The following is a 13,143-nucleotide window of genomic DNA, read 5'->3' as shown; positions in this document are numbered from 1 at the left end:
TTTTGTAGGGTGGGCGGCTACACCTTGCAATGGAAAGACACGCGACTTCAATGCCGCCCACCCTACGGGTTATAGCGACGGCAGGATGCCTTCGACCTTGACCTTCCACCCGGTTTTCGGGAAGCCGGGCGCGCTGCCGCTCTGCCCATCCCAGCCACCCGCCATCAGGGCCACCGCCAGCAGCAGGCCGCCGTTCGACGGGAAGTAGGTCTCGGCGGCGCGCTGGTAGCCTGGGCCGTCCGGACCCGCACCTGGCTGGGCGCCGGCGCCGGTGGCGGTGGGCACGAAGTGTGCAGCATGGGCGTCCAGGTGCACGCGCGGCGTCATGCCGCTTCTGCCGAACTGGTTGTTCCTGGCATCGAAGAACAGCCAGTCGACCGCTTCCTGCGGCGCGCCCAGGCGGGCCGCCGTCATGGCCATCATCGGGTAGTCCCAGCCCCAGGTCTGGCGCAGGTCCCAGTCGCGCTTCATGCGGTCGAGCGTGGCGCGCATGGTGGCCCGGTCGACGTCGCGGCCGGGCAGCCAGCCGAGCGGCATCAGGAACGACATGTGGTCGCGGTTCTGGCAGCGCTCGTCCAGCGCGTTGGCGCGGCAGCTGCCGGCCGCCTGATCCCAGAAATCCGGTGCCGAACGCACCGGCAGGTACAGACCATCCTTCTGCGGCAGCGCGGGCCACTTCGCCAGCAGCGCGTCCCAGTCGGCGCGACGGGGCTTGCCGATGCGCTCGCGCCAGGCCTGGGCCGTCTCGATGCCCCAGCGGTAATAGGCGATTTCGAAGGCAGGATCGAAGGTGTCGAGCGGCGCGAAGTTCTCCTGCACCGGGATGATCGGCGGGCCGAGGCGCAGCTTGCCGCTCGCCTCGTCGATCCGGGGGAAGCAGGCCAGCAGGTTCGCGGTCTCCTCGACCAGCTCGCCGTAGGCCTGCAGCACCCGTTTCCCGCCGCCGGCGCGGTACAAGAGCTCGCTCATGTAGATCGGGTGCGGCTGCTGCCACATGATGAAGGGCGAGACCTTGGACGGGCTGTCGACCCCGTCCGGGCCGATCATCTTCGGCCACCATGCGCCCTTGACACCCTGCTCCTGCGCCCTCGCCTTCGCCTTCGGGAGGAAGCCCACGTACCAGCCCAGGCTGCGCTCCAGCAGCTGGGGCCGGCCCCACAGGGCGAAGTGGGCCGCATGCCAGGGATGCATCTCGAGGTGCGACTTGCCGTTCCAGCTGTTCGAGAACAAACCTTCTTCCTGGGGCGCGAAGCTGCCGGCAGCGTTCACCGCCATCAGGTACTGCGACAGGATCACGCGGCGTTCCAGTTCCGCAGCGCGCGGGTCGGTGGAGCCCGAGAAATCGACCATGCCGCCCTGGGTCCAGTAGCCGGTCCAGTGGCGCGCGACGGCGGTGGCGCCCGCCGCCGGGGCGGGCAGCGCAGGGCCGGCCTGGCTGGAGAACTGCAGCATCACGCTCAGGGTCGCGGCCTTGGTCGCCACCCGATAGGCATGCGGGCCATTCTCTTCGATGCTCGCGCCCGGTGCGCCGATGGCCGCGTGGTAGACGGTGGCGTCGACCTGGCGCCGCAGGCGCAGCTCGCCGGCCTTGCGCGACAGCGCGGTCGTACTGTGGGCGCCGGGATTGCTCCAGTCCGATGGATCGGGGTTGAGCGTCTTCGACACTCCCGGGAAGCGTACCGCCACGGCCAACCGACCCTGCGCCAGCAGCGCCGAGCTGAGCTCGGCCATGATGGTGTCCTGGTCCGGCAGCACGCGGGTGACGACCTTGACCGGCACGCCGTCGTAGACGAAGCGGCTGGTGAGCGTTCCGGTCCACAGGTCCAGCGTCTGCTGCGTGTCGCGGATGTCTTCGAAGCGTGCGGGCGAGCCGTCGCGCGCGCGCAGGTCGAGCGCCAGGCGGCCCAGCGAGAAGCGGTGCGGGTTCTCGCGGATCCAGGCCACCGCCGGGTTGTTCGCGGCGTCGGCCCAGTCCTTGATGTAGCCGTAGCGGCGGGTGTGGCCGCCGACCGCGATCTCGACCTGGGTGTCGCGCACGGTGTGGCCGTCCGGGTTCGGGAAGCTGTGCCAGGCCCATTGCGCTTCGGTCAACAGCGGCGCGATCTTGCTGTAGGGCTCAGTAAAGGTCTGCAGGCCGGTGATGTCGGCGGTGAAGCCGATGTTCCCGTTGCCCAGCATGAGCGGCGCGTGCGGATCGACCTGGCGCAGCACCGGGTTGTGGCCCGTGACCAGGGCCTTGCGGTCGATCCGGTCCCTGGCCGGCGCAATGCCGGGTACGGCCAGGGCCGCGCCGGTGGCGGCGGCGGTGAGCATCATGCGGCGGCGGGATAACAGAATCGGACCCATGGCGGTGAACTCCCCTTCATTGATTGGAATGGCGGGAAATTCAACCATACGCCACACCAAAAAGCGACGCTTTCCATGCGCCGCGCACCCATTCAGTCATCCGCGTGCGCGTTTTTTGTTTTTCGCCTCCGGAGCCGAGGAAAAAGGCGCGTCAATAGTCATAGTCCTTACGGGGCCGCACAGCTTCGCATAACACCAACGATGGAGACAGCATGAAAACTACCAAAGGGACGGCCCTGCTGGGCGCCGTGTGTCTCGCGCTCGCCGCATCCGCCACGCCCGCCCACGCCACGGTCATCGGCACCAACACGCCCGCGCTGCAGGTCAGCCTGGAGCGCCTGGCGGAGCTGCCGGCCGCGCAACGCGCCGCCTGGGCCGGGTACATCGCCCGCTCGGAGAAGCAGCGGCAATACGACCGCGACATCCTGGCCGCCGAGCTCAGGGCAGGCGAAGCCGCCCCGCCGGCGCCGACCGCCGGCAGCGGCAAGATGCCGCTGAATAAGGAAGCTGCGTGGTACGCCACGCCTGAAGCGCGCGCCATCGCCGACACCATCGTCAGCTTCCAGACCCCGTCCGGCGGCTGGAGCAAGAACCAGGACCGCAGCAAGCCGCCGCGCCTGCGCGGCCAGCGCTATGCCAACGATGCCGAGACCATGGTGGCCGACCCCACCAATTTCGACGTCCCGCAAGACCGCTTCTGGACCTTTGTGGGCACGCTCGACAATGGCGCCACAACCACCGAGATGCGCTTCCTCGGCAGGGTGCAGGCGCAAGCGCCCGGCAAGGAAGGCGAGGGCTACCGCGCCAGCATCGTCAAGGGTGCCCAGTACCTCCTGATGGCGCAGTACCCGAACGGCGGCTGGCCGCAGAACTATCCGCTCGAGGGAGGCTTCCATGACGGGATCACCTTCAACGACAATGCCGTCGCCGAAGCCGCGATGATCCTGGAAGACATCGCCGAGGGCCACCCGGACTTCGCCTTCGTGCCTCAAGCGCTGCGCGAGCAGGCCGGCGCCGCCAGCGCCCGCGCGGTCCGCCCGATCCTCGATGCCCAGGTGGTCGTGAACGGCAAGAAGACGGTGTGGCCGCAGCAGGCCGACGCCATCACCCTCAAACCCATCTCCGCGCGCAACTACGAGATGCGCTCGCTGGCCAGCGCCGAAAGCGCCGAGGTGTTGATGTTCCTGATGCGCCAGCCCGAGCAGACGCCGGAGATCCGCGCCGCGATCGAGGCCGGCATCGCCTGGCTGAAGGCCAGCGCCATCTACGGCAAGGCCTTCACCAAGCTGAGCGAGGAAGAAGGCCGCAAGCTGGTCGACCGCCCGGGCGCGGGCCCGATCTGGTCGCGCAACTATGACATCCAGACCGGCAAGCCGATCTTCGGCGATCGCGACAAGTCGATCCACGACGACGTCAACTACATCTCGAAGGGCCGCCGCAACGGCTACTCCTGGTACACCAACGCGCCGCAGAAGGCGCTCGACGCGTATGCCGAGTGGTCGCGCTCGGGCAAGCTCGCCGTGGGCGCACGCGGGGCCGCAGCGCTGGAAAGCGCCCAGAACGTCAGCGGCAAGCCTTGATCCGAGCGACCAACCTACCAGGATACCGATCGATGACCTATCCCGTCCTACGCAAGGCCGCCCTGCTGGGCGCCCTGTCCTGCCTGCTGGCCCTGCCCGTGCTTGCCGCCGAGCCGTCCCAGGTGGCAGGCATCGAAGCCAGCTGGCTCACGCCGCCGCCCCGTCCCGCCATGGATTTCGATCCCGGCAGGCTGCCCAGCCGCGCAGCGGTGCTGCCGGTGCTCGACTACGTGGCCATGTCGCAGATCGCCGACATGAGCCGCCGTCCGATCCAGATGGCGACCGGCTCCAACTTGTCGGAGATCTCCTCGAACTGGGTCGCCGCCACCTTCTACGTCGGCACCGCGCGCCTGGCACGCGTGACGCAGAACCGCGAAGTGCTGCGCTTCCTCACCGCTACCGCCGAGCACTACAACTATTCGCTGCGCGGCGCCCGTTCCGAACGGACCCTGCTCAATGCCGACGAAGTCGCCATCGGCGACCTGTACCAGGAGCTGTATGCGCGCCGCGGCCAGGTCGGCACCATCATGCCGCTGCAGCAGCGCCTCGACTTCATGCTGCCGCACCTGAACCGCCAGCAGGAAACGCCGACCCTGGTCTGGTGGTGGTGCGACGCGTTGTTCATGGCGCCGCCGGTGCTGGCACGCCAGGCCAGCCTGACGGGCGACTTGAAGTACCTGCAGGCCATGGACAAGGAATGGCGCCGCACCGCGGCCCGCCTGTGGGTGGAACAGGACCGCCTGTTCCTGCGCGACGAGCGCTTCAAGGACCGCGACCACCTGGGCGCCGGCGGCAAGCCGGTCTACTGGGCGCGCGGCAACGGCTGGGTGATGGGCGGCCTGGCGCGCACGCTGGAATCCATGCCGGCCGGCTTCGAGGGACGCAGCTTCTATACCGACATCTTCCGCAAGATGGCCAGCCGCATCAATGAACTGCAACAGCCGGACGGCCTGTGGCGCAGCGACATGAACGACCCGAACAGCTTCCCGGAAGCGGAAACCTCGGGCTCTGGCTTCTTCGTCTACGCACTGGCCTGGGGCATCAACCATGGGCTGCTGGACCGCCAGACTTACCTGCCGGCGGTCACGCGGGGCTGGGCGGCGCTCAACCGCCAGGTCCTTCCGAACGGCCTGGTCGGCGCAGCCCAGAAGACCGGCGACCGTCCGGTGCCGACCCGCGCGGACGACGTCGGCCCCTATGCCACTGGCGCCTTCCTGCTGGCCGGCCTGGAAGTGATGGACCTGCACGGCCCGGTGCAGGCGCTCCCGGAGCCGGCGCCGGCGCGCGACGACGAGGCGACCATCGCCGCCACCACACCGACCCCGCCGCCGCCGAAAACCATCGTCGGCGACGCCGAGAAGGCCAGGCGCGAGCAGGAAATGCGCGCGACCCGGGCGCTCGCCTACGACCCGGCAACCCTCAAGACACCCGCAAGGAGCAGCAAGTGAGCCAGACCAGCCGCCGTACCGTATTGAAGCGCCTCGCGGGCGCATCCGCCCTGCTGCCGCTGGCGATCTCGTCCACGGGCGCCCAGGCACAATCTCAGCCGGCGCCGGCCCCGTTCAAGGGCCCCGCGCCGAAGGAATGGACCGACCCGAAGACCGGGCGACGCATCGTCCGCATCTCGGAAGAATCGGGCTCCGGCGTGCTCTACTTCTACCGCCATGCCTACACGCCCGAAGGCGACGTCATGGTGATCAAGTCGCCTTCCGGGATCATGGGCGTGCGCCTGAAGGACTGGAAGCCCACGCTCCTGGTGCCGGGCCGCGAGAACGACCTGCTGTTCATGATGCGCACCACGCGCGAAGCCGTCTACTCGGTGACCGACCCCGGACAGGGCGAAGCAGCCGACCGGCCGAAGACTATCTACGCCGTCAACGTCGACACGAAAAAGGTGCGCCAGCTGGCCCGCATCGCGGCCGGCGGCGTGACCGCCTCGAACGCCGACGACAGCCTGCTGCTCGGCCAGGTCGCCTACGGCGCCAAGCCGCTGCAGCCGAAGGATGCCGCCAGCGTCGCAAAATTCGGCAATACCGAATACGCCGCCCTCGGCCCGGACGGCAAGCCGCTGAACTTCGCCAAGGCCAAGGGCGTGCGCATGCTCGAGCGCTGGTCGGCGCGGGTGCCGGCGGAGCTGTTCACCATCGACCTGAGGAGCGGCAAGCGCAAGGTGATCTACAAGACCGAGGAATGGATCGGCCACGCGCAGTTCTCGCCGACCGACCCGAACATGATCCGCTTCTGCATGGAAGGCCCGTGGCACCGCGTCGACCGCATCAAACTCATCCAGGCCGATGGCAGCGGCCTGCGCAGCGCCCATACGCGCACCATGAACTTCGAGATCTGGGGCCACGAATTCTTCAGCCACGACGGCAAGTGGCTGTGGTACGACCTGCAGACCCCGCGCGGCCAGGTGTTCTGGGTCGCCGGTTTGGAACTCGCCACCGGCCGGCGCATCTGGAAGCGCATGGAAGCGAACGACTGGGGCGTGCACTTCAACATCGCCCCGGACAACCAGACCTTCGCCAGCGACGGCGGCGACGCCGACATGGTGGCCCACGCCCCCGACGGCAAGTGGATCTCGCTGCTGCAGGCGGAAGACATCGTCGACGCCGACAAGCCGTCCTATGACGACAAGCTGATCACAGTGGAAAAGTTCAAGGCGACGCGGCTGGTCGACCTGTCAAGCCACGACTACCGGCTCGAGCCCAACCTGCGCTTTACGCCGGACGGCAAATGGTTGGTGTTCGCGTCCAACATGCACGGCGCCCAACACGTCTACGCCGTCGACGCCTCGCTGCCCAAACCATAAGAACCAAGGAGGAGACATGCTCACCACCGCAATCGCGGGCGCCGGCGTGCGTCCGCCCCGGCTGCGCCGCATCGCGCTGGCCGCCGCCGCACTCGCAGCCGCGACCCATTCGCATGCCCAGACCCAGCCCGCCAGCACCGAGCCGGCCGCCGAGAACACCGTGGTGGTCACGGGTTTTCGCGAGAGCCTGAACAGCGCGCTGAACATCAAGAAGAATTCCGACGGCATCATCGACGTCATCAAGGCCGAGGACATCGGCAAGTTCCCGGACGCGAACCTGGCCGAATCGATGCAGCGGGTGCCTGGTGTGTCGGTGGCCCAGGGCGACGGCGGCGAAGGCAAGCAGATCACCGTGCGCGGCCTGAACGCCGGCTTCACCCGCGTCCGCATCAACGGCATCGAGGGAACCACTGCCACCGGCGCCTCCGACATCAACGGCAGCACCAACCGCGGCAGGGCTTTCGACTTCAGCGTCTTCTCGGCCGAGCTGTTCAATAGCCTGGCGGTGCGCAAGACCTCGGAGGCGAGCGTGGAGGAAGGCTCGCTCGGTGCCACCGTCGACCTGCGCACCGCGCGCCCCTTCGATTTCAAGGGTCGTACCGTCAGCTTCGGCGCGGAGGGTTTGTACAACACCGTGTCGGAGAAAACCCAGCCGCGCCTGACCGCGCTGTATTCGAACCGTTGGGATACCGGCATCGGCAAGGTCGGGGCCCTGGTCTCGGTGGCCTACGCCAAGCGCGCCGCGATCGAGGAAGGCTACGAGGCCGTGGACATCGTCGCCTCGACCGTCAACGGCGGCTTCTGCTCGCCGATCGGCGCCGCCGTGCAATACCCGGCGACCAATGCCGCCAAGGGCATCGATGCACGCAACTGCGGCTATGGCGTACCGCGCTCGGGCGACCTGGGCGTCTACAACCGCATCCTCGGGCGCCGCGACGACTTCGGCGGCACCGTCGCCAACCCGCTGGCCGGCTCGGGCGCTTTTCACCCGCGCATTCCGCGCTACCGCCGCTCGCAGACCGAGTACGAGCGTGCCGGCCTGACCGGCACCGTGCAATGGCGCCCGGACCGCGACACCGAACTGAATCTCGACCTGATGGGCGGCCGCTACAGCAACAAGCGCTATGACAACTACATCCAGGCGATCTCCTTCGGGCGCGACATGGTCGAAAACGGCAAGGGCCAGACCTCGATCGTGGACGCGCGCTTTGACGAGAACGGCAGCTGGACCTACGGCAAATTCAACGGCGTCGACATCCGCAGCGAAGGCCTGCTCGACGTCTACACCACCCTGTTCCGCCAGGGCGTGCTGTCGGCGCGGCGCGACATCAACGAACGGCTCACGGTGGACGCGATGATCGGCGTGTCGGATTCGCGCCTGAACAACCCGCAGCGCACTACGGTGCAGATCGACGCGCCCAACGTCAACGGCTTCTCCTGGGACTTTTCGAAGGGCGGCTTGCCGGTGCTGGACTTCGGCATGGATGTGTCGGACCCGAACCGCTTCTCCTTCGGGCCGCAGGATGCCGACGGCACCGTGCACGGCAACTTCGTCGGCCGCTACCTGCGCACCTCGAACCGCCTCAAGACCAGCGCCGTCAACCTCAGCTACCAGCTGAGCGACAACTTCACGGTGCGTACCGGCCTGTCGGCGCGCCGCAACAGCTGGTTCAACTACGAGGTTCCCTCGGGCGGCATCCCGACCAGGGGCCTGCCTGCGGGTGTCAGCCTGGCCAGCCTCACGCGCCAGCTACCCGGCTTCGGCGGCGCACCCAACTCATGGGCCGCGATCGACCTCGACAAGTTCCTGAACATCTACAACATCGAATGCCACTGCAGCGAGGTGCCGCTGTCGGAGTATGTGCTGGCGAACCAGGTCAAGCGCCAGGTCGACGAGAGCATCGATGCGCTCTACCTGTCGGGCGACTTCAAGTTCGATGCCTGGGGCCTGCCGCTACGCGGCAATGTGGGGGTGCGCGGCGCGGATACCTCGACGCGCGCCATGCAGCTGATCCGCGATCCGGCCGGCCAGCTGGTGCCGCGCCTGGTCGAGCACTCCTACCGCGACTGGCTGCCGGCCTTCAACATCACGGCGACGCTGCCGAAGGACCTCTTGGTGCGCTTCTCGGCCAGCAAGAACCTGTCGCGCGCGGAGTACGTTGACCTGTCGCCCTCGGCCTCGATCAACATGAACGCGCAATCGGTCTCGGTCGGCAACCCGACCCTCGACCCGATCCGCGCGAATACCTTCGACCTGCAGGCCGAATGGTATTACGCGAAGAACGCGATGATCTCGGTCGGGTACTTCCACAAGGACATCAAGACCTTCATCCAGCGCACCAACGAGCTGATGCCCTACACGGAGACGGGCCTGTCGAACGCTTATCTCACCGCCACCGGCTGCTCGATCACGGGCGGCACGCCGGCCTGCCTCATCCAGCCGGACACCCAGGTGAGCGTCAGCCGCATGGTCAATACGAAGGGAGGGCCGCTGGATGGCGTGGAAGTGAACTGGCAGCTGCCCTTCACCTTCCTGCCTGGGGTATGGAGCAATTTCGGCGCGCTGGCCAACTACACCCACGTGAAGTCGCGCATCACCTACATCACCCGGGTGGACAATCCGCGCACGCCGGCCAACGAGCAGCTGACCCAGGAAGCCAACTTCATCGGCCTGTCGCCGGATGCCTACAACCTGACCTTGTATTACGAGGACAGGAAATTCAGCGCGCGCGTCTCCGCGACGCACCGCTCGAGCTTCATCCGCGACGTGCTGCGCAATGCGAACGGCAGCGACCATTCCTTTGCCGTGCCGATGACCCGGGTCGGGCTGTCGATGTCGTACAACGTGACGCCGCAGTTGCGGGTGTCCTTCGAGGCGCAGAACCTGACCGACGAGCCGCTACGCTACGGCAAGGACACGGAGCGCGACGACACGCTCCTGTACGGGAAGTCCGGGCGGACCTATGTGCTGGGGGCGAACTACAAGTTCTGAGACCGGAGTTTCATCACTGCGCATACCAGCGCAGTCTCCTTTGTGCGCCCTGCGGGGCGCACTTTTTTTTTACAGGTAGCGGTAGCCGATGTCGCTGTACGGAGCGCCGGAAAGCTCGAATGCGCGGCGCAGCACGGCTTTGATGCGGCGGGCCAGGTGGCGGAAGGTGTCGGATGCGTCAGGACGGCTGGCGTTGATGGCGATGGCGTTCATGCTGGTTTCCTTCGTTTGATGGTGCGTTGAGCGATGAAGACAGCATAGACCAGCAGCAGATATAAATCCAATTTAGAATTCCGATTTCACTGATAAGCTAAGCCAATATCTTGCGCGCAGAAGACATGACGCCCTGAATGCAAGATATGAGCTCAACTTATATTAGGGGCAAGCGCTATGCGGCACGGCGCACCCGTTGCCCCCGCGCGAAATCGCGCAGCACCTCGCGCGCCGCATTGTGCCCCGGCGCACCGGTGACGCCCCCGCCAGGATGAGTCCCCGAGCCGCAGGTGTACAAGCCGGCCACCGGGCCGCGGTAATCCGCATGTCCCAGCATCGGTCGCGCCGCGAACAGCTGGTCGAGTCCCAGCGCGCCGTGGAAGATGTCGCCGCCCACCAGGCCGAAGGTCCGTTCAAGGTCCAGCGGAGTCAATATCTGGCGGCCCAGCACCGAGCGCCTGAAGTTGGGCGCATAGCGGTCGACGGTCGCGATCATCAGGTCGGCCACCTCCTCGCGATGCGCGTCCCAGCTGGCGCCGTCCGGCAGCTGCGGCGCCACGTGCTGGCAGAACAGGCTGGCCACGTGCTGGCCTGGCGGCGCCAGGCCGGGATCCAGCGTGGACGGAATCAGGAGCTCGACGATGGGTTCGCGCGACCAGCCGTGGGCGCGGGCGTCATGGTAGGCGCGCTCCATGTACTGCAGGCTCGGCGCGATGATGATGCCGCTGCCGTGGTGCTCGGCGGCTTGCGTGCCCGGCAAGCAGCTGAAGCTCGGCAGCTCCGACAGCGCCACGTTCATGCGGAAGGTGCCGGAGCCGCAGCGCCAGGCCTGCATGCGCCGCAGGAAGTCGCCCGGCAGCGCACCCGGGTCGACCAGCCGGGTGTACAACAGGCGCGGATTCAGGTTCGACACGACCACCCGGGCATCGACACGCTCGCCGCCCGCGGTGACGACGCCGCAGGCCCGCCCCTTGTGCAGCAACACCTCTTCTACCCCACACCCGGTGCGGATCTCCACGCCTTTCGCCTGCGCGGCCTTGGCCATCGCCTGCGTGATGGCGCCCATGCCGCCGATGGCGTGGCCCCAGGCGCCCTTCTTGCCGTTGACCTCGCCGAACACATGGTGCAGCAGCACGTAGGCCGATCCGGGCGTATAGGGGCTGGCGTAGTTGCCCACCACGCTGTCGAAACCATAGGCCGCCTTGATCGGTGCGCTCTCGAACCAGCCGTCCAGGTAGTCGCCGGCCGATTTGGTGAACAGATCGAGCAGCTCCCGCTGGCTGGCGAGGGACAGCCCGCGCATCCGGTTGCCCAGCTTGCCCGCCTTGATGAGCTCCGGGAGTGCCGTGAGCCAGCTGCCCTGCACCCGGTTCGGCGGGGTCTGCAGCACCAGTTCGCGCAGCAGGTCGGCCGCACTGTCGAGATGACGGTTGTAGTCCTCGAGGCGATCGGCGTCGCGCTGCGAGAATCGGGCGACTTCAGGCGCGGTCCTGCCGGCGCCGAGCTTCAGGTAGCGGCTGTCGTCGAGCGGGAGGAAGTTCGAGAGGGGCCGCTCGACGATGCGCAGGCCGTGTCCGGCCAGGTGCATGTCGGCCATCACCTTGGGGTTGAGCAGCGACACCGTATAGGCGGCGACGGAATTACGGAACCCGGGATAGAATTCCTCCGTGACCGCGGCGCCGCCCACGACCGTGCGGCGCTCCAGCACGGTGACTTTCAGCCCGGCGCGGGCCAGGTAAAAGGCGCATACCAGGCCGTTATGGCCACCCCCGATGATGATCGCGTCGCGCATCTGCTGTCTCCCCGGATAACAGGACCATTATGTCCCAAGGGCACGACGGATGCACCTCGCAGATGTACAAGGGTTTGGGGCGCATCGAAGGAAGCGGGCGAAGCCCGCCGGCTTCAGCAGCCGGTCTGCTTCACGCGCTCGACTTCGAGGCCGAACAGCGGACGCAGGCGCGTCCCGAACACGTTGCCGGCGAAGGCCGCGACGAGCCAGAGCCAGCCATGCACGCTGCCGGACAGGATGCCGCTGAAATAGGCGCCGATATTGCAGCCGTAGGCCAGGCGAGCGCCATAGCCGAGCAGCAGGCCGCCGACCACCGCCGCAACCAGCGAGCGCAGGGGCAGGCGCCATACCGGGGCATAGCGGCCGGCGAGCGCCGCGGCCAGCATCGCCCCCAGCACGATCCCGATGTCCATTACGGACGTGACGTCGCGCCACAGCGGCGCGGCCAGGGCGGCGGCGTTGGCCTTGGTCGACCAGTAGGGCCAGCTGGCGATGTCAACGCCGACCGCCGCCAGGGTCTTCGCGCCCCACAGGGCAAAGGCCGAGGTCACGCCCCAGGGACGCCCGGCCAGGGCCAGGGTCGCGAAATTCAGGACCACCAGCGCGACGGCGCCGGCCACCAGGGGCCAGGGGCCATGCAGCCAGCGCGGACCAGCCGCCTTCTGCAGCTGCGGCGCCACCAGCCGTCCGTGGCGGCGCTTCTCGACCGCCACCGTGATAGCGGCGATCAGCGCGAACACGCCCAGGTTCAGCAGCAGCGCGGGAACGAGGCCCAGCGCGCTCACCAGCGACAGCGGCGCAAGCTGCGGCTGTGCGGTCCAGAATGGCATGTGCGCGGTGGCGATCACCGAGCCGGCGATGAAGGCCGCCAGCGTCACCAGCATGCGCGTGCTGCCGCCGCCGACCGTATACAGTGTGCCGGACGCACAGCCGCCGCCGAGCTGCATGCCGATGCCGAAGATGAAAGCGCCGACGATGACCGAGGTGCCGGCCGGCGACACCAGTCCGGTGACCGGGGCGCCGAACAGGGTGCCGCTGGAGAGCACCGGGAAGAACAGCAGCACGCCGAGCGCGAGCATGAGCATCTGCGCACGCAGGCCGGCGCCGCGCCCGTCGGCGATGAACACCCGCCATGCCGAGGTGAAGCCGAATGCCGCGTGATACAGCGTGACGCCAAGCAGCGCGCCGACGGCATAGAGCGCGGACTGGCGCCAGCCGGCAGCCTGCGCCAGATACCAGCACCCCGCTGCGATGAGCAGGAGCGAAATGGCGAAGGGCTTCAGGTTGATGTCCGCGCGCGGACGAGGAGACAGGGAAGACAGGGATGCTGGACCGGACATGGCGAATCGATGACAGAGTCAGGAAGCCTGCCATTGTCGCGCGTTTTCGTGGTTCCTGCAGAGGACTG

The 13,143-nt window shown here is 67.6% G+C and carries 8 protein-coding genes; 4 read left to right on the top strand and 4 right to left on the bottom strand.

Features of this window, described 5'->3' with window-relative positions; all coding sequences use genetic code 11:
- Positions 1–69 precede the first annotated feature (69 nt).
- Positions 70–2,346 (bottom strand): hypothetical protein, encoded by a 2,277-nt coding sequence (locus YWC_RS0102260; protein ID WP_027863923.1) that lies wholly within the window; start codon positions 2,344–2,346, stop codon positions 70–72.
- Between the two features lie 212 nt (positions 2,347–2,558).
- Between YWC_RS0102260 and pelA the strand changes: the two genes are divergently transcribed.
- The 4 genes from pelA to YWC_RS0102240 are packed head-to-tail and all read left to right on the top strand — an operon-like array spanning position 2,559 to position 9,730.
- The gene (gene pelA / locus YWC_RS27920) at positions 2,559–3,926 is read left to right on the top strand and encodes a pectate lyase (protein WP_084416256.1); all 1,368 of its coding nucleotides are present in this window, start codon (positions 2,559–2,561) and stop codon (positions 3,924–3,926) included.
- A gap of 32 nt (positions 3,927–3,958) precedes the next feature.
- A complete protein-coding gene (locus tag YWC_RS27915) occupies positions 3,959–5,374 on the top strand; it encodes a glycoside hydrolase family 88/105 protein (RefSeq protein WP_084416255.1) in 1,416 nt (471 codons plus the stop codon).
- Positions 5,371–6,738, top strand: a complete 1,368-nt coding sequence (locus tag YWC_RS0102245) for an oligogalacturonate lyase family protein (RefSeq protein ID WP_027863922.1) — start codon at positions 5,371–5,373, stop codon at positions 6,736–6,738. The genes YWC_RS27915 and YWC_RS0102245 overlap by 4 nt, the downstream gene beginning before the upstream one ends.
- 16 nt (positions 6,739–6,754) lie before the next feature.
- Entirely contained in the window at positions 6,755–9,730 is a 2,976-nt protein-coding gene (locus YWC_RS0102240; RefSeq protein ID WP_051306153.1) for a TonB-dependent receptor, read from the top strand.
- Between the two features lie 69 nt (positions 9,731–9,799).
- Here YWC_RS0102240 and YWC_RS32595 read toward each other — a convergent pair whose 3' ends face one another.
- The 3 genes from YWC_RS32595 to YWC_RS0102225 form a co-directional block, all read right to left on the bottom strand.
- Positions 9,800–9,943, bottom strand: coding sequence for a hypothetical protein (locus YWC_RS32595; RefSeq protein ID WP_156923443.1), 144 nt, complete (start codon positions 9,941–9,943; stop codon positions 9,800–9,802).
- A 175-nt stretch (positions 9,944–10,118) separates the two neighbouring features.
- Positions 10,119–11,735: a phytoene desaturase family protein gene (locus tag YWC_RS0102230; RefSeq protein ID WP_027863920.1), complete on the bottom strand. Its 1,617-nt coding sequence runs from the start codon at positions 11,733–11,735 to the stop codon at positions 10,119–10,121.
- A gap of 113 nt (positions 11,736–11,848) precedes the next feature.
- Complete coding sequence (locus YWC_RS0102225) at positions 11,849–13,075, bottom strand: YeeE/YedE family protein (protein WP_036212723.1); 1,227 nt, start codon at positions 13,073–13,075, stop codon at positions 11,849–11,851.
- Positions 13,076–13,143: the final 68 nt, after the last annotated feature.

This window comes from Massilia alkalitolerans DSM 17462, assembly GCF_000427785.1.
GTDB classification, from domain to species: domain Bacteria; phylum Pseudomonadota; class Gammaproteobacteria; order Burkholderiales; family Burkholderiaceae_D; genus Telluria; species Telluria alkalitolerans.
Note: the sequence above shows the minus strand (reverse complement) of the source record. Positions and strands in the feature narration are given on the sequence as shown.